The sequence below is a fragment of the Pseudoduganella lurida genome (genome assembly GCF_007830455.1).
In the GTDB taxonomy this organism is placed as follows: domain Bacteria; phylum Pseudomonadota; class Gammaproteobacteria; order Burkholderiales; family Burkholderiaceae_D; genus Rugamonas; species Rugamonas lurida.
In genome coordinates this window covers 192,400-209,095 of record NZ_VLLB01000001.1, presented here as the reverse complement: position 1 = coordinate 209,095, position 16,696 = coordinate 192,400, and the positions used below count along the sequence as shown (strand labels likewise).

The 16,696-nt window shown below is 56.1% G+C and carries 15 protein-coding genes; 12 read left to right on the top strand and 3 right to left on the bottom strand.

From position 1 onward, the window contains the following. Positions 1-41 precede the first annotated feature (41 nt). Genes pqqB through pqqE form a run of 4 tightly spaced genes read left to right on the top strand, consistent with a single transcriptional unit; the run spans position 42 to position 3,080 of the window. Positions 42-950, top strand: coding sequence for a pyrroloquinoline quinone biosynthesis protein PqqB (gene pqqB / locus IP91_RS01015; RefSeq protein ID WP_145646884.1), 909 nt, complete (start codon positions 42-44; stop codon positions 948-950). Further along, on the top strand, positions 947-1,654 hold the full coding sequence (gene pqqC, locus IP91_RS01010; protein WP_145646882.1) for a pyrroloquinoline-quinone synthase PqqC: 708 nt from the start codon (positions 947-949) through the stop codon (positions 1,652-1,654). The genes pqqB and pqqC overlap by 4 nt, the downstream gene beginning before the upstream one ends. After that, positions 1,651-1,920: a pyrroloquinoline quinone biosynthesis peptide chaperone PqqD gene (pqqD, locus tag IP91_RS01005; protein ID WP_145646880.1), complete on the top strand. Its 270-nt coding sequence runs from the start codon at positions 1,651-1,653 to the stop codon at positions 1,918-1,920. Before pqqC ends, pqqD begins: the two co-directional genes overlap by 4 nt. Then, entirely contained in the window at positions 1,920-3,080 is a 1,161-nt protein-coding gene (pqqE, locus tag IP91_RS01000) for a pyrroloquinoline quinone biosynthesis protein PqqE (protein ID WP_145646878.1), read from the top strand. Before pqqD ends, pqqE begins: the two co-directional genes overlap by 1 nt. On the opposite strand, the gene IP91_RS00995 is transcribed toward pqqE, so the two are convergent. Further along, entirely contained in the window at positions 3,039-3,449 is a 411-nt protein-coding gene (locus IP91_RS00995) for a hypothetical protein (RefSeq protein WP_145646876.1), read from the bottom strand. The genes pqqE and IP91_RS00995 overlap by 42 nt on opposite strands. A gap of 677 nt (positions 3,450-4,126) precedes the next feature. On the opposite strand from IP91_RS00995, the gene IP91_RS26745 reads away from it, so the two are divergent. The 4 genes from IP91_RS26745 (at position 4,127) to IP91_RS00975 (ending at position 9,018) form a co-directional block, all read left to right on the top strand. Further along, a complete protein-coding gene (locus IP91_RS26745) occupies positions 4,127-4,459 on the top strand; it encodes a helix-turn-helix domain-containing protein (protein WP_145646874.1) in 333 nt (110 codons plus the stop codon). 1,043 nt (positions 4,460-5,502) lie between these two features. Further along, positions 5,503-6,048, top strand: coding sequence for a hypothetical protein (locus IP91_RS00985; protein WP_145646872.1), 546 nt, complete (start codon positions 5,503-5,505; stop codon positions 6,046-6,048). A 677-nt stretch (positions 6,049-6,725) separates the two neighbouring features. Further along, positions 6,726-8,027 (top strand): hypothetical protein, encoded by a 1,302-nt coding sequence (locus IP91_RS00980; RefSeq protein ID WP_145646871.1) that lies wholly within the window; start codon positions 6,726-6,728, stop codon positions 8,025-8,027. After that, positions 8,017-9,018 (top strand): ATP-binding protein, encoded by a 1,002-nt coding sequence (locus tag IP91_RS00975; protein WP_145646869.1) that lies wholly within the window; start codon positions 8,017-8,019, stop codon positions 9,016-9,018. Before IP91_RS00980 ends, IP91_RS00975 begins: the two co-directional genes overlap by 11 nt. 1,532 nt (positions 9,019-10,550) lie before the next feature. Here the strand turns inward: IP91_RS00975 and IP91_RS00970 are convergent. Next, the gene (locus IP91_RS00970) at positions 10,551-10,871 is read right to left on the bottom strand and encodes a helix-turn-helix domain-containing protein (RefSeq protein WP_145646867.1); all 321 of its coding nucleotides are present in this window, start codon (positions 10,869-10,871) and stop codon (positions 10,551-10,553) included. A gap of 32 nt (positions 10,872-10,903) precedes the next feature. Here IP91_RS00970 and IP91_RS00965 point away from each other — a divergent pair, with 32 nt between their 5' ends. The 4 genes from IP91_RS00965 to IP91_RS00950 all read left to right on the top strand — a co-directional run bounded on the left by IP91_RS00965 (position 10,904) and on the right by IP91_RS00950 (position 14,519). Then, positions 10,904-11,434, top strand: coding sequence for a hypothetical protein (locus IP91_RS00965; protein ID WP_145646865.1), 531 nt, complete (start codon positions 10,904-10,906; stop codon positions 11,432-11,434). Positions 11,435-11,653: 219 nt separating this feature from the next. Next, positions 11,654-12,196, top strand: coding sequence for a hypothetical protein (locus IP91_RS00960; protein WP_145646863.1), 543 nt, complete (start codon positions 11,654-11,656; stop codon positions 12,194-12,196). Positions 12,197-12,318: 122 nt separating this feature from the next. After that, positions 12,319-13,116, top strand: a complete 798-nt coding sequence (locus tag IP91_RS00955; protein ID WP_145646861.1) for a metallophosphoesterase — start codon at positions 12,319-12,321, stop codon at positions 13,114-13,116. A 119-nt stretch (positions 13,117-13,235) separates the two neighbouring features. Beyond that, the gene (locus tag IP91_RS00950) at positions 13,236-14,519 is read left to right on the top strand and encodes a type II toxin-antitoxin system HipA family toxin (protein WP_145646859.1); all 1,284 of its coding nucleotides are present in this window, start codon (positions 13,236-13,238) and stop codon (positions 14,517-14,519) included. Between the two features lie 965 nt (positions 14,520-15,484). Here the strand turns inward: IP91_RS00950 and IP91_RS00945 are convergent. Beyond that, positions 15,485-16,681, bottom strand: coding sequence for a tyrosine-type recombinase/integrase (locus tag IP91_RS00945; RefSeq protein ID WP_145646857.1), 1,197 nt, complete (start codon positions 16,679-16,681; stop codon positions 15,485-15,487). Positions 16,682-16,696: the final 15 nt, after the last annotated feature.

The window sequence follows — 16,696 nt, the reverse complement described above, 5'->3', positions numbered from 1 at the left end:
GTCCGCCGGTTGTCATGACCGGCGGCGTGCGGAGCACATTCTTGAAAATCCTGGTACTGGGCTCGGCCGCCGGCGGCGGATTCCCGCAGTGGAACTGCAACTGCGGCAATTGCGCGGGACTGCGGCGTGGCACGATCGCGGCGTCCGCCCGCACGCAATCGTCCATCGCGCTGAGCGAGAACGGCCAGGACTGGCTGCTGGTGAATGCGTCGCCCGACATCCTGGTGCAGCTGCGCGCCAACCCGGCATTGCAGCCGGCCCGTGCGGTGCGCGACAGCGGCATCTGCGCCGTGCTGTTGATGGATGCGCAGATCGACCACGTGACCGGCCTGCTGATGCTGCGCGAACGCACCGCGCCACTGCCGCTGTATGCGACGGCGCAGGTGTTCGGCGACCTGTCCGATGGCCTGCCGCTGCTGCGCGTGCTGGGCGCTTACTGCGGCGTCGAACGGCACGTGCTGGGCGAGGGCGCCGTCACGCTTGCGCCACTGGCCGAGACGCTGCTGGCCGTGGTGGCGCTGGTCAGCAAGGCGCCGCCGTATTCGCCGCACCGCGAAGCGCCCAGGCCGGGGGACAATATCGGCCTCGTGATCCTCAATCGCACGAACGGCCGCCGTGCGTTCTATGCGCCCGGCCTGGGCGTGCCGACGGACGACGTGGCACGCGTGATGGGGGCGAGCGACGTGCTGCTGGTCGACGGTACGTTCTGGAGCGAAGACGAGATGATCGTGCAGGGACTGTCCGCGAAGACGGCGGCGATGATGGGTCATCTGCCGCAATCCGGCCCGGGCGGCATGATCGAACTGCTCGACCGCATGCCGGCCGCGCGCAAGATCCTCATCCACATCAACAACAGCAACCCGATCCTGCGCGAGGACGCGCCGCAACGCGCGCTGCTGGCGCGCCATGGCATCGAGGTCGCGTGGGACGGCATGGAAATCGACCTATGAGCTATCCTGCCACCGCGCCCTGGACGCGCGGCGAATTCGAAGAGCGCCTGCGCGACAAGAGCCGCGGCTATCATATCCACCATCCGTTCAACGTGCGCCTGAATGGCGGCCTGTGTTCGCCCGACCAGGTGCGCGGCTGGATCGCCAACCGCTTCTATTACCAGTCCCTCATCCCGCGGAAGGACGCGGCGATCCTTCTCAACTGCGACGACCGCGCCACGCGGCGGCTGTGGGTGCAGCGCATTCTCGATCACGACGGTGTCCCTGGCGGCGAGTCCGCGGGCGGTATCGAAGCCTGGGTGCGACTGGGCTCGGCGGCCGGCATTCCTCCTGGTGAGTTGTGGTCCCTGCAGCACGTCGTGCCGGGCGTACGCTTCGCCTGCGATGCCTATCTGGATTTCGCGCGCCGCAGCCCGTGGCAGGAGGCCGTGTGCGCCTCCTTGACGGAGATGTTCGCACCGCGCATCCACCAGGACCGCCTGGCGGGCTGGCCAGAACATTATCCGTGGATCGCGCCGGAAGGGCTGGCGTACTTCCGCAGCCGAATCCCGCTGGCGCGGCGCGACGTCGAGCACGGCCTGGCCGTCACGCTGGACCATTTCGACACGCTGGAACGCCAGCAGCGTGCCTTGGGCATCCTGCAGTTCAAGCTGGACATCCTGTGGGCCATGCTCGATGCGATCGAGCGGGCGTACCCGGCATGAACGGGCCGACCCTGCCGGACCGGCCGGCATTGAACCGGCGCTGCCGCCTGCAATGGGAGCCGGCCCAGGGCGCGCATGTGCTGCTGTACCCCGAAGGCATGGTGCGGCTGAACGATTCGGCGGCCGCGATCCTGCAAGGCTGCGATGGTGCCTCCAGCGTGGCGCAGATCGTCGGCCGGCTCGAGGCGCAGTTCGGTGCCACCGGCCTGCGCGCCGAAGTGGAGAGCTTCATGGCGCACGCCTTCCTGCATGACTGGATCGTCTGATGGAACCCATTGCAACCGTGGCGCCGCCTTACTGGCTGCTAGCGGAGCTGACGTACCGCTGTCCCTTGCACTGCCCGTTCTGCTACAACCCGGTCGGCTACGCGGCCGTGCGCGACGAGTTGACGACGGCAGACTGGCTGCGGGTGATGCGCGAAGCCCGCGCGCTGGGTGCGGTCCAACTGGGATTTTCCGGGGGCGAGCCGCTGCAGCGCGACGACCTGGAAGAACTGGTCGGGGCAGGGCACCGGCTGGGGTTCTATACGAACCTCATCACGTCCGGCGTGGGGCTGACGGCAGGGCGCCTGGCCACCCTGAAGACGGCGGGCCTGGACCACATCCAGCTGTCGTTCCAGGATTCCACGCGCGAGCTGAACGATTTCCTGAGCAGCACCCGCACGTTCGAGCTGAAGAAGAAAGTCGCGGCGCTGATCAAGGCATTCGATTATCCGATGGTGATGAACTGCGTGCTGCACCGGCACAACCTGCCGCATGTCGACCGCATCATCGACATGGCGCTCGAGTTGGGTGCGGAATACCTGGAACTGGCCAACACGCAGTACTACGGCTGGGCCATGAAGAACCGCGCGCAACTGATGCCGACGCGTGACCAGGTGCGCGCGGCGGAACAGGTGGTGGCCGACTACCGCGCCAGGATCGGCAAGCGCTGCCGGATCCTGTTCGTGGTGCCGGATTACTTCGAGGACCGGCCGAAGGCCTGCATGGGCGGCTGGGGTGCGGTCTTTCTGGGCGTCGCGCCGGACGGCCTGGCGCTGCCGTGCCATAACGCCCGCGATCTGCCCGGGCTGGATCTGCCCAACATCCATGAGGCTTCGCTGGCAGACATCTGGCATCACAGCCACGCGTTCAACGCTTTCCGGGGCGACGGCTGGATGCAGGCGCCGTGCCGCGGCTGTCCGGAAAAGACGCGCGATTTCGGCGGCTGCCGCTGCCAGGCGTTCATGCTGGCCGGCGATGCAGCGGCAGCGGATCCGGTCTGCGCCAAGTCACCGTTGCGCTACAAGATCGACGCGGCGATCGTGTCCGCGACGACGGCAGGGCGCCTGGCGCCTGTTGAACATCCGATCGTCTTTCGCACGGATGCCAACTCGCGCGTCGCTTCAGGCCTGGGCAGCGCTGCCCAGAACACGTTGGGCCGGTAGCCTTGCGGCCCCGCGTGCATCAGCCTTCAGGGGGCTAGATGTCCGGATGCCGCCGGCCAGGTCGATCATGCCGAACAGGATGATGACCAGGCTGGCCAGACCGAGAACGTCAAACGTGCTGACCGCTGCAAGGAACCCGGTCCGGGAATACACCGGGATGGCAAAGAAATGCCGGTCGTCGTGGCGCGCGGCGACCGAGGCAAGGATGCCGATATTGAACGCCAGCGCGCCGACCAGGCGGATCCAGGTTTCATTCGTGGTCGGCATGCCGAACATCGCCAGCACCACGTCGGGCGCAAAAACGAGGATGGCACCGACGACGACCACGCAGATGGCGAAGATTTTGGCACTGGCTGCGGCTCGCGACATATTCGCGGTGCTTCCGGGTGACCATCGACGGGACGGTGAAACACTCGCGTGGGAATCGAAGTGCGAGCGCTTGCAAGGGCGGCATTTCGTTGCGCATCCACGTGGGCCGTCATTGTGTGCAACGGGCCGCCAATGATCGCCGCAGGGATGGGCTCTAACGTCTGGCAGGAGCAGGTCCTGGTTCCGCAAGGCCGCCGATGTCGACGTGGGTCACGCCAGCTTGGAACGAAAGCGCTCGGAGGTGAAAGTGTATCCATGCAAAGTGGACGGTTCCCCTATGGTGGAGAGCAAATGCAGGGGCGCGTAATCACACGTTTACGTCGCTTTAAGTGACCTAAAAGCGTATCGGTAAAGTGGAAACGACGTAAAGATACGTTGTCGACAAAACTAGAACATCGAAGACCTAATGCTAGTTCCGAGACGCGTGGATGACTAGTGTAAAGGGAAATTCAACCACTACTGTTTGTAGCACCAGAAAACCCACGCACAGAATTATGGCGGGCGCGAGCACGGCCTGCGGTCAAGAGCAGTCGTTAGCAATGTTGTACTGGAAACGGGAGCTGTTGGCATCCGCCCTGTTTGCCCTCGTGATCAGAGGACGCGTCAAGCAATAGTCCTCAACGCCGAGCCTGCTCGCTTTGATAGCGAAGCGGCGCCTGTAGCCTGCACTCTAGGCCATGTTAGCGACGCCGGATCGCCCTTGGAAAGGCGTCGGTCTGGCGGTGTCGTGCAATATGTCGCGTGCTACATTCACCCGCATTTTTCAACAGGTCACCAACACGACATCAGGTGAAGTCCTCACACAGATAAGGATGGTAACTGCTGCAAAGCTGGTCAGTGAAAGCAGAATGTCAGTCGGACTCATTGCCGAGAAAATAGGCTATCAATATGAAGCGTTCAATCGGGTTTTCAAACGGCATTATTCCACTTGGCCCAGGTGCATATCGGTGAGAGGCCAAGGCCCGATCTGCACGTACATAACCCTTCGAGGTTTGAAGTTCTGGATGTAGTCCTCATGCGGCCGAAAGCCGTTCGCCATGTTCCGAACACAAACACAGATCGTACTGGCGAAAATAATCGAGCGGCACACCTCGGGCTGGCTCGTCCGATCCCGACCGCCGGGCGACACCAGTTTGGTGATCCAGCTAAGTGACTCGGTTGGTGAGAGCCGCTAACCGCTAACGATAGGGTTGTTTCGCACCACTTCACGGATTTTGCTCGCCTAGACCATTCTCAAGTTAGCAGCAAGAGTTGTTCTGTGCTATGCCAATAGGACGTAACTGATTGATTCTATTGGATGTTTCGCTTGATGAAGCCTTCAAAACGTTATATAACTGTCACTCTCCACACATCGGCGATCGAAGTTGGCCGCAATCATGACAGCTGAGTATGGCAGTTTTGGCGCTGAGCTCTACCAAGCGCGGACACGACGGGGATTTCACAGGCTGAAGTTGCCACCAAGGCTCAGCTTGCGCGAGGCTATTACTCCCAGCTTGAAAACCTAGGAAGGGGCCGCCTTCCAAAGAAGCGCTTACCCGAATCGTTCAGGCACTCGCGTTGGACGAATCAGAACGTAAACGACTAGTTTCGTCCGCGATCGCAGAATGTTGCACAGCTGTGCCGCACATGAAAGGATTATCGCCGGCAGTCCTTCAACTGCTTAGCTACATTGTCGAACGCGCTGACCGTATCACGCCGGCAACGGCTACTAGAATTGAAACCATTCTAAGCGAGGAGTAATCATGTAAGAAGAAAGCGACGTACCCCAAAATTTGAGATCCGCCGCTTTCCGGTCGGGAAGCTAATCGCTCCAGAACCTAGACAACTCTGACGATAGCGCTCCTCGACTGGAAGGTCAATCCCCTATTTTCCAAGCGGCTGCAGTTTACAGTCGAGGAAGGAACTTATGCTGTCTGCAAACGACGGGCATGTGGGTGCGCAACCCTCGCCCATAACCGCTATTCGCCGTCGCGCGAGTAAGGTAGCCAATCTCTGGATCTTTGAATCACCGAAGAACGATCGCCGGCTAACTATAGTTGGTGACGTACCGTTCATGCACCTGATCCTGCTCGAAGGTACCCCTGAAGTTTTACGGTATCAGTTCGTCGGCGACCCGTTCAGTGTAATGGGGGCTGAACGAGAAGCATCGTTACCTGGTTATGTACGTGTGGAAAACTCCGATGGTCCTGATACATGGCTGCGGATAAAGCGTAGCGGCGCTCGACCAGGTCGAGCCAGCTCGCCAGACAGCGCAGGTGAAATCTTGTGTGCCGCGGCGTCGGCGGCCGGCGCAAGCTATGCTGAGTACACGGAAGATGATCTTCGAGGAAGGGAAACCGAATTTGAGAACTGGCTCATCTTGTGCGCTTGTACCAATCGCGCGAAAGGGCACCCGGACTACACAGAGCGGGCGGCTTTCGTTGAAGCCCTCGAAGCGAGCCGTACGGCCAGCGTAAGATCACTACTGACGGCTTCCAATGTTGATCCAGCCATCATGCTCGCTGTGATCGCTTCCTCACTGCAGCAGGGCGTAGCAAGTACTGACCTCCAAGGTCGCCTTTTCGGACTTGATAGCGAAATTCAGCGGAGGTTGGCATGAATATGGGCTCCCGTCGCTCTCTTATTCCGTCACAGTTATGCGACCTGACCTTATGGCCAATGCCCGACGAAGCCGCCTTGGATTCTGGCCAGCGCTCGATTTACCAACGCCGTAAGCAAGCAGTCGAAATGTATGCCGCTGCTAAGCCATATGGCGTAATACAGGAAAGGGTCTCTCTCTCGCCACAGGAGGTCAGGCGGCTTGTCAAGCGCTGTGTCACATCTGATGGTAACGGTACGATCGCTGGGTTTACAGGCTTAATTCCTGGATACCGGATCAAGGAGTACAAGCGTACCGCGCCCGTTGTGCATTTCATCGGCGGCAGCTCGGGGGGATGTGCAGGGGCTCTGACATTATTGTTCGAGCAAAGGCCGGAAATACGCTCATTTGTCGATGACGAGTTCCTCAAACGGCCCGGACGAAAAGTACCCAGCGCTAAAACGACTTTCCGCGACCTGCATGGATCTTTCATTACAAAACTGAGAGAGTGCGGCCTGGGGGACGATGACTGGCCATTCAATACGAAAGATTGCGGATATAGATCGCTTCGAAAGTACTGCCACGGTTTGCGGACGCAGGAATCGGGCAGATGGTTCGGAGCCCGCGCTGGAGTAGAAGCACAACGCCGGTCTAGTGTTGGGTCTGGCCATAGGCCAATCCTACCCGTTATGAGGGGGATGACCTCCTGTCAGCTCGACTTCCATAAGGTAGACGCTGCGTCGATCATTTTGCTTGAGACCTCAGAAGGCGAACGTATCCCAGTACCAGTAGCGCGCTGGCATATCGGCCTACTTGTTGAAGAGCGCTGGGGCCTCGTTCTTGGTGCATGGATCGCATTAGAACTCAATCCAAGCGCAGACAGTGTCCTCGAAGTGGTGGAAGCCTCTCTACGCCCGATCGACAGCTCAAAAGATGGTCTATTTTGTACTCTTACGGTTGACGGCAAAGTATTCCCGAATCAAGTCAAGCCTGAGTTGGCTTATCAGGGTTTCAGCGTCCTGAAAATGGATAATGCTTGGTCAAACGCGGCAACAGAGGTCGTGGACAATATCATTCAAACAGTTGGCTGTGCTGTCAATTTTGGTCCTGTACGCGCATGGTGGCGCCGGTCTGTTGTCGAGAGAATTTTTGGCCAGCTGACAAGACGAGGGTTACAGCGGTTACCGTCTACGTTGGGTAGCGGTCCAAAGGATCCAATCCGGAATGATCCGGTTGGTCAAGCAATTAAATTTAAGATCACGATCAAGGACCTTATCGACGTCGTTTATGGGTGCATTCGGGAGCATAACGAAACACGTAGTGAGGGTGTCAGCTTTGCTTCGCCAATGTCAGCGCTCCTGAATTCGTTGGATAGGCCGGCGTCCGGGGTATTTCTGCAGCCTCTTCCAAAGCGTGCGCAAAGCGAACTAAAGCTAATGATGCATAAGCAGATCGCGACCGTTCGTGGCAGCTTGAAAAAGCACGAGCGGCCGTATGTCAATCTGGGGCGCTGGAGATATTCAAACCCCGAGCTTGCAGCCTCGTACCATTTGATAGGACGCGATCTCATATTGTATTGCGACAGACGCGATGTCCAAATTGTTCACGCTACGGTTCGTGATAGTGGCGAGCAACTTGGGGCGCTTAATGCTTCCCCAAAATGGGCCCATCTGCATATCTCTTGGCGTGAGCGAGCCGCCTTGAACAATGCCGGCCTTACGCTACGGCAGCGTGAAAATGGGCACTCTCCGGTCAAACGGTGGCGTGATGAAAAGACATCTGTAACCAAAGCGAAAAACGTAGGGGCGAAACAAAATATTCCTACGCCGAAAGAGGGGCTAGAAATCGCACGCGCAACCTTTGCTGCGCAGCACCGTGGTGAAACAGCTGCACCAGTTTCGGATAGGCGCCCTCATCAGGAACTGAGACGAAGTGCCACTTGGATGATCACCGGGTTCCCGGAGTCCGATCTTGAAGGTGAGGTGCTATATGGAGATTGATGAACGTCCCCCGAAAACTGCAAATTCCGACGGCGGACTGATTGACCATCCGGTGTTTCGTTCGGGCACTGTGATTCCTACCGAGCCCATCAATGAACTCTACCAGATAGTGAGACAACTGGTGTTTGTTCGAGAGACTGGTTGCTGCTTTACGGCGCATAGCGGGGTGGGAAAAACGCGAGCGTTGATGATGCTTGAGCATCTGGTTCGGCGGCGTATGCCGGAGGTGCTTGTCATCCCACATAACACTTGGAATCATCAGGTAGCCTCAATTCGTGCGTTTTACAAGCACTTCCTTGCGGCGATTGGTCATCCAGATTTGCGCGGAGAGACTTTCGATCTTCGTCATCGTTTGATTCGTCGGTTAGTAGACATGGCTCGCGCAAACAAATCGCCAGTCGTTCTGCTACTGATCGACGAAGCAAACGCAATGCGTATCGATGACTTTCTCTTTCTTAAAGATGTGTACAACGAACTCGACAAAGATGGAATTCAGCTCATTACGGTAATGATGGGCCAAGAGCCCGATTTTGGAGACGTTCTCGCACTGCTGAGAGAACGCGGCCGGCTTGATCTCATATCGCGTTTCGCCCGCCGTAAGATGATTTTCAGAGCCTTCTCAAAGGAAGAGGATTTTAGAGGCTTGTTCAGGCATTTCGACACCTCGATTTATCCTATGGAGGGTGGCCTAACTTGGGTACAACATTTTATGCCGGTCGCATGGGAGAAAGGGTTTCGTCTTGCTGACCAAGTAGGAACGTTTTTGGATGCAGTCGATCGATGTGCCACTCCGGCAAGTCGATCCGTAGGCATTCCTGGCCGACAGCTTTTCATTGCCATACGCAGATATCTGCTTGAACAAATGTTTCGCGAGCAATCGAAAAAGGCGTTCGCTGAACTGGGATGGGATGACTCGCTTACCTATGCAATGCTGGACGATGCGATCGATACCATAAATCAGGAAGAGAAGCGAGAGAGAAGGAAGCGATGAGAGAAATTACCGATTTTCTTGGACATACTTCAAGTCGATTGAACGAAGATCTCTGCCCGCTTCCACATGAATCTATTCTATCGTCGCTATGGAGGTTCGCTTGGCGAAATGCCCTTAGCGGATCACGCTTGTTGCAATACTGCAAACAACGGCCGACCTTTTCCACCTCGTCGTTCCCATCGTTTGACCAGATCTCGTTGGTCCAGTTCGAGTCTGCAACTAACTGGAAGCTGGAGATAGCCGAGCGCACGTGCAGACTCGCCGATGCAACATGGTGGGAAGGGAATTTCAGATACTGTCCACTTTGTTTAGAGCACGGGTACCACAGCTACTGGCATCAATCTCTCTACATCGAAACCTGTCCAATAGATGGGGCGCGTCTTTTGACCACGTGCGAACATTGCGGAATGAGGTTGCCTCAATATGGAATTTGCCGGTCGCTTCTCGATCGTCCATATGTATGCGCGCATTGCTATAACCCAATTTCCGGCGTGTGGCCAACCGTCGAGTCGCGGTTGAGCATTCAATGTTGCGCGGATAAGTTCAGTCAAGCCCTTTCGGGGCTTTACGACTGGTGGATTGAAAGCGGATCGGTTCGGAGAGCGTTGCTGAACCATTTGCCTTCGTCTGATAGGAAGGATGTATCCCATTATACCTTTCCGTATCGATCATTTATGCGACAGTGGGTACTGGACCATAATGAGGCTGCAAACCCCTTTCCCGTAACAGCACGGCGTACACCAAGACTAATCATATTGCGTTGGGCTGTCCGCTTGAACGTGGAACCAGGCTGGCAGGTAAAGCTCGCCCAACGTGTGTCATGGGACGGGCGTTACAGAACCCGTATGTTGGGAATTTACCGTGCTACATTAAGGCGGCTTGAACGCTTAATTTACGCTAGGCGAGCCTTTACCGATGAAGATTATCGTCGATACCTGGTGGCGACGGGATCTGAATCTCAGTCATTCCCGAACGCGGCCGACCTGCCTCTGCTAGCGCTCTGCGCAATGCGCAGGAATTTGGAGCGGTATCTATCGTTAAACCCATCTCGGCCCCCGAACAGCTTGCGTGATCCGTCGAGTACGGAAATCAGTGCTTTCTGGCATAGGGCACGGGTCTGCTGGAGAATTGCTTTTATCGGTATGTATGTTGATATGTACTGGTCGCTAGTCTCAACGCGCGCTGAAGTTTTCAGATTCTTGAATCCGCCAAGTTTTAATCCTTGTGCGATGCGCCAGTTCGAAGAGGAAAGCGAGGATCCGAAGTTCGCGTATTTCAAAGGTTCTATAGCTTTTCCTGAAATTGATGGCATGGCGTTCAACGCTATGATTCATAGAAGTCAATGTAACTTAGTGACTTTATGAACTAGCAATAAAGCATGGAGCTATGAGTTAGCACTGTGCTGTTTGCTTTTTTTTTGTTATGTGGCTCTACCTAAGCGTGAACACATGCGCATGTCGACGGCACTGTTTGAACAAGGAAATTGAAGTTGATTCGATAACGGGGCGGTCTGTAGGACGTCGCTGCTGTTTTCAACCGTCATCTTGTTTATTCGAGCTGTTCTCTGGATCTCCTGCGCCGCGAATCGACCGCAGCTCGGCCGAGACGAGTTCGCATAGTTTCCGTTGCTCCGATTCCGTGTTGGGCAGGTATGCCAGTGCAAGGAGCGACATAGGGTGGATCCCGATCACTGAAGCGATCTCTTCAATCTTGGAAATAGTAGGGGACTTCTGGCCCCGTTCTAAGCTGCTGAGATACGTGCGGCTCGACACAATTGAAAAATCCTCTTGAGTTAGGCCGCGGCTCTTCCTCGCCAACTGCAGTCCCGCCCCGAAGCGTCCAAGTAAGCTCATACATCGTCCTGTTGAAAAGGAACGATGTACTCATGGCGCGCACTTTAGGGCTACAATCTATAGTGTTCACAACCGTTGCGGAGTTTGCTTTGTTGACAACACAAAAGGAGCACCAGCTTCCCGGGTACCCGTTTTCCTCGGGGGCAGGCGTGCAAACGTGGCGTGCAGTAACGCTCCATTTCGGCATGTCTTATGTCTTTATCAACTATGCAATAAAGCAAGGCGGTGCATGGGTGTCACAGACGACAATCTTCTGGCGCCATGAGGATGTGCTGGCGTTCTGCCAGCAGATCAATAAGGACAAAAAACGGAAGCTACTAGATGTCCTTATGCTTCTACCTGCCGAGCTGGACCTCGCGCATCAATGGTCTGTCGTGCCGATCAAGGAGATTTATGTAAGCAAGATCGAGGACGGCGAGACGGATTTTCCTCTGTACGTCACTGTTGAAGATGAGATCGTGGGAGGGCACACCTTCGGAGCTGCTAACGATGCTGCTGCATCCATCGACTATCGTATGTTGCCGAGAGTATTTCCTGCCAACATCGTGAAACAGGCACGGTGAGCTGGGTCGACACGCCTTGACCGCACCGGCTTCGTATTTGCGAACGTCGCGCCAAGTGAGGCGCGTGACTCTCACGCGCCCCAATAGGCATGGCCTGAATGTGTGTGCTGGAAGTCTCCTTATCACGTCGATCGGCAGGTGTGCAAATGGTGAGTTACGTTATTGATGGTCGCTAACCGTTGTCGCGTTGCGCTTGAAAGTTTACCCTGGGTATTCCATATGGCCGACCTGACGCTCAGACTGGGTTGGAAGCCGCGGTTCGCACTACAAGAACTCTACCGTTGGAACCGCCAGGGGCTCGTCCGCGGCTTAGGTGGACAAAGCGGTGTTTTCGCGAACCTGGTCGTTTCCGAGTACCCGGATTGGGAAATGGGACTTCGCATGGTGATGCCGAGCGCAGTGATTTCTGGCCTCGAGGTTCTTCGCCGTGCAGGTTGGATCACCCAAATTCCTTATTTGATCACCGTTACTGTCAGCGCAACGCGGCGGGTATACCAAGTCGATAGGTTTGAAGTCAACGTACAAGGGCCTGAGTGGTTCGATGAAATGGCTGCAGGCATGCGGGCCGGCGAGGGTGTGGCTCTACCATCCCTCGCGCCTGCATGGGCGCTTGCAGACTTGGTACGGCGAGAGGGATGGTGCGACTGTGGCGTCGGGCCGGACGACATTTATTGGGATTGGGTGACCATGAGTGACCAGAACGACTGGGCTGACGCATGTGCGGCTTTGGGCTTGGGCAAACTGCCGATGAATCCGGGTTAGTGCAGTCCCAGTTTGCGCGGGTGCGGCCTGGCCTCGAAGCGAGCATCTGAGAAAGTGAAATTCGATTCGAAATGTTCGGTGTCTACTCGCTGTCTACATCTCGCAATTTTTAAGGAAGCAAAATGCGTTTACTGGTTTTGTCTGATCTTCATCTTGAAGTGTGGCGGGACTTCGCGCCGAGGTTCGATATTGGGACTAGCCGGCCGGATGCTGTGGTGTTAGCTGGAGACATTCACACAAAAGCGCGCGCCCCTGCTTGGGCAGCACAGACCTTCCCAGACACCCCAGTACTGTATGTTTCCGGCAATCATGAGTTTTACGGCGAAGCCGTTGATCAGATGGGAGATGCCATACGAGTCGAGTGCGAGAAGCATTCGAATGTGCACTACCTCGACTGTGACGAGTATATTTTGCAAGGCATACGTTTCTTGGGCGTGACTCTGTGGACTGACTTCTTGCTGTTCGGACCTGACGTCAAACGCGATGTGATGGTCGATGCCGGTAACGTGATGAACGACTACCAACGGATTCGTGTAGCGTCGGCTGGCTATCGAAAGTTACGGCCACTGGACACTGCGCAACTCCACGCAGAGCAAAGATCATGGCTCAAGGATAAGCTCAGTGAGCCTTTCCCTGGTCCTACAGTGGTGATTACCCATATGGCACCATCGAGACAGTCTGTTGCGCCGGAATATGCTTCAGATCCAGTTTCGGGTGCGTTTGCATCAGACCTGGATCAACTCGTGCGGCAGGCAGCTCTATGGATTCACGGACATACTCACACTAGTTTCGATTATCTTGTCGGCGAATGTAGAGTCGTCGCCAATCCTTTAGGCTATATGATGAGAGGCGGTCACGCTGAAAATGACGATTTCGATCCGAACTTCATTGTCGAGCTAAGCCGCCAATCACCCAGGTGACGCTGCTGAGTGCTTGGATGGGGCGGACGAAATTCGATCCGTTTGCTAGTTTGTGCTGTCACAGCGTTTTTGAAAGTAGGGATATCAGGGCAAAATTGCCCATCGAACCTGCATAGCCCATGACCGAACAAAGCGTTTCCATATTTGATTGTGAAAATCCGGATGCAATTCGTTTGATTGGTTCCTTTGGTGTCTACCAGGATGGTCGAGCGCGACTGCGTCAGTTCACATCAAGGAGCTCCGCAGATTTTGTCGATCCATTTCTCGCTCTCTTCACAAAGGACTCTAACGACACGCTCGTGTCGCCAAATTCGGATGGGACGTATTTCTTGTCCGACCTCGCGCCAAGTGGGTGGGGAGCGAGGTTTATTGCGCGGCAGTTGCTTGAAGCGCGACGACCCGCGCCAAGTTCTCCAATCGAGTGGCTGGCTCAATCATCGAGTTTCGGGTCTGGACGTGTAGTAACATGCCCGGAGAATATCTGCGCCCCTAAACTGATCAACATCGGCACAAGTCTTTCCGACTTTAGCCCGAGTTTGCTCGACAAATTCTACAAATTCGTCCAATTACCTGGACAGCACCTTGAAGACGACAGCTTAAGCCTGCTGCGTCCGGGCTGCGATCTCGGAGGAGTGCGGCCGAAGGCGCTGATCACCTATGACGGCTGTGAGCACATAGTCAAGTTCGGGCTTCCGGACGACCCATTTGACGTTCCTATCGCTGAGTACGCAACTCTACGGTTGGCTTACCTTGCCGGCATCACAGTGCCATCGTTTGAACTTGTTGAAATCGGGTCTCGCACGGCACTTGTGGTTGAGCGGTTTGATCGTACCGAGAGCGGGGCACGCATCCATTATATGAGTGCGTACAGTCTATTAAACCCTTTGGTAATCCAAGGGGACAATTCTCACTACAGGGAAAAGTATTCGTACGCAGGGTTCGCAGAGGCGCTTGGCTCAAGTAATACGGGTTGTCCCAGTGCCGGCCCGGAGCTTTTTCGAAGAATGGTTTTCAACATCATGGTGGGAAATATCGACGACCATCTTCGCAACCATGCCGTACTAATGAAGGAGCCTGGCGTACTGCAGCTTTCTCCTGCCTTTGATCTGTGTCCGCAAATTGAAGCCCAACACCGGTCACAAAGCATCGGTGTTGGGGCACTGGGCCGAGCAAGTACTGTTGTCAACGCCCTGTCCCAGTGCAACCGATTTCAGCTCGCCAGAAATGAAGCGATATCCATTGTAGGGCAGGTGAAGGATACACTATCTAATTGGCGCCAGACCTTCCGTGAGGCTGGAGCGTCAGCACGGGACCTTCGTCTGCTTACTCCATGCTTTGCCGTAGCGGACGAACTCGAAGCTACCGCAGTGAACCTCGAGTTTGGGAAATGCCAACTGACGTAAAGGTGCGCATCCTTGATCAGCCTGGGGGATGTTAATTACATTATTAAACTAGTAAACCGAGCCTACACCGCGTTTGTGTGCAGCAATTTAATTTTATGGAGGTGATGAAATGGACGGCGAGGCTCACTCAGCATCCGCATTTCTTTGCGAAGAGCAGTACGCGAAGGTCCCGGCGGACTTCCCGCGCCCAGTGCACCTTGGCGCAGTTTCAGGCGCACAGCCAAAGCTCTTGACGGCGGAGTACAAAGGACGCTTTTACGGTCCAGGCTGTACGCCGCCCGAAATTTTCGCTAGGTGGGATATGTGCGAGGACCTCGCCAGACAGATGTCAGCGAAGTCCCTTGAGTCGAAAGCCGGGAAGCGTTCTCACATGTCCGAGCTTGAGATTCTCGACCAGTACCTTCCCCGACTGATTGCAACCCGATGGACCTCCGAGCCTGAGGCTCGGTGGGTAATCCGTCGTATAGCCGAAATGCTCGATTGGCCCGTACCGCCCGCGGCGGAAGAGCACGGCGGGCCAGATTCTTCGTTTAGCGCTAAGAGGGTTTAGGCAAAATTAACGAAATAGTTGCAGGATTCTACTAGTACGTTGAAGGAGCATGCCATGGCAATGAAAAGTCCACGAGATGACTCTGAGTCACCGAGCAACAGTGCAACCGTTTTCAGTTCAGTAGCATGAAGCGATCACCACTGTAGGACACATTGAAAGGTGCGCTTTCTGCCTGGCGCCAGCCCTTTCGTGAGGCCGGAGCGTCAGCACGTGACCTTCGCCTGCTGACGCTCCGTTTCGCCGTGGCGGACGAGCCAATGCGAACACACTGAACATCCAGTTTTCTAAGTGCGAGCTGACGCAGGGATAGATCTTGGATCCGTTTGGCGGATGCTTTATGTGCAACTATTTAGTTTATTTACGCTTCAATAAAGAGCAATAAAGCCTCCGACTGGCACCAAGCGCTGCCGATCAGTCACCAACCAATCCTGTGTTTGGCTTCAGTTTCGGCGTGCCGAGCATCGTCTGACGAATGCAAGTAGGTGTTGGTTGTGCTGATCGACTCGTGCCCGAGGTTATCGCGCACATGGCGCAGGTCGACATCGTTGTTGGCCATGTGCGAGCCTGCGGTATGGCGCAGCCAGTGTGCCGACGCCTGCATTACATGCGTTGCTGCTGCTTCGCACTCTGGACCGCGCAGGCGTAGCCTTGCAGCCGTTTTGGCAAAAACGTCCTTGAAGATCTCGTGAATGGCCCCGCGTGTCATTGCTCGTGGCTTACCGCCAATCGGCAGCAGTAGTGGAGTCGCCTCGCCGGGCGAAGGGTACGGTGCATAGCCCAGTTCGCGTCGATATCGGGCCAACTCGACCATCAACTCATCGGTAGCAGGAATGATACGTAACTTATCGCCTTTACCGAGCACCTCCAGCCACCAGCGCTCGTCGCCCTCGCGATCTCGACGACGGAAAAATCCACCCATGGTGTTGCCGGCAATTTCGGAGATCCGCAAGCCGCAGACATAGCTTAGCGAGACGAGCCAGCGGAGACGCAAGTAGTGCTCTCGTTCGCGTTTCGTCTCCCGGGGTAAGGCATCCACCGTCATCTTCACTTCGCGCCACATATCGTCGTCCAGGTAGCGAGTTACCCGCGGCGCCGGGCGCCGTCGTCGTTCGCGTGACAGAGCTAGCGGATTGCCAGCAAGGTACCCTGCATGAACAAGCCAGGAGAACAATGCGTTCAAAATGACGGCGGACTGGCGCTGACTTGCAGGCGACAATGGTCCAGCAAAGGGGCGCCATTCTGGGGCTGTGCGAGGATACTTACGGCCGTCGGCGGTAAGCCAGCGACTGGCAGGCTTCGGGTCGCGAAGAAACTGTTGATATTGAAGCCAGTCCTCGTGAGTGATCGAAGACAGAGGCTTACCTAGTTGCAGCGTTGACCATAAAAGCAGACGTTCCGCTTCTTTGCGGTAATTGTCGAAGGTGGTCTTCTTGGCTAGAAAGCGTGCAAGCCATGCCTTGATTGCGTCGACATCGTTGTCAGCCCTGACTTGGCGAGCGGTAGAGGGCGCCCGGTTACTTCCGCTCGTGCCGTCAATTTCTGCAGGCAGTGCGAAGGCCTCAAGTGGAGCAACAGCATCAACTGTAGAGGCAGGGAGATTCTGGTCAAGCATGGAGACAACTTGCTG

Excerpts from the sequence above, each read along its gene's own strand:
- pqqC (WP_145646882.1), top strand. The coding sequence starts at position 947 with ATGAGCTATCCTGCCACCGCGCCCTGGACGCGCGGCGAATTCGAAGAG.
- pqqD (WP_145646880.1), top strand. The coding sequence starts at position 1,651 with ATGAACGGGCCGACCCTGCCGGACCGGCCGGCATTGAACCGGCGCTGC.
- pqqE (WP_145646878.1), top strand. The coding sequence starts at position 1,920 with ATGGAACCCATTGCAACCGTGGCGCCGCCTTACTGGCTGCTAGCGGAG.
- IP91_RS00995 (WP_145646876.1), bottom strand. The coding sequence starts at position 3,449 with ATGTCGCGAGCCGCAGCCAGTGCCAAAATCTTCGCCATCTGCGTGGTC.
- IP91_RS26745 (WP_145646874.1), top strand. The coding sequence starts at position 4,127 with ATGTTAGCGACGCCGGATCGCCCTTGGAAAGGCGTCGGTCTGGCGGTG.
- IP91_RS00985 (WP_145646872.1), top strand. The coding sequence starts at position 5,503 with ATGCACCTGATCCTGCTCGAAGGTACCCCTGAAGTTTTACGGTATCAG.
- IP91_RS00980 (WP_145646871.1), top strand. The coding sequence starts at position 6,726 with ATGACCTCCTGTCAGCTCGACTTCCATAAGGTAGACGCTGCGTCGATC.
- IP91_RS00975 (WP_145646869.1), top strand. The coding sequence starts at position 8,017 with ATGGAGATTGATGAACGTCCCCCGAAAACTGCAAATTCCGACGGCGGA.
- IP91_RS00970 (WP_145646867.1), bottom strand. The coding sequence starts at position 10,871 with ATGAGCTTACTTGGACGCTTCGGGGCGGGACTGCAGTTGGCGAGGAAG.
- IP91_RS00965 (WP_145646865.1), top strand. The coding sequence starts at position 10,904 with ATGGCGCGCACTTTAGGGCTACAATCTATAGTGTTCACAACCGTTGCG.
- IP91_RS00960 (WP_145646863.1), top strand. The coding sequence starts at position 11,654 with ATGGCCGACCTGACGCTCAGACTGGGTTGGAAGCCGCGGTTCGCACTA.
- IP91_RS00955 (WP_145646861.1), top strand. The coding sequence starts at position 12,319 with ATGCGTTTACTGGTTTTGTCTGATCTTCATCTTGAAGTGTGGCGGGAC.
- IP91_RS00950 (WP_145646859.1), top strand. The coding sequence starts at position 13,236 with ATGACCGAACAAAGCGTTTCCATATTTGATTGTGAAAATCCGGATGCA.
- IP91_RS00945 (WP_145646857.1), bottom strand. The coding sequence starts at position 16,681 with ATGCTTGACCAGAATCTCCCTGCCTCTACAGTTGATGCTGTTGCTCCA.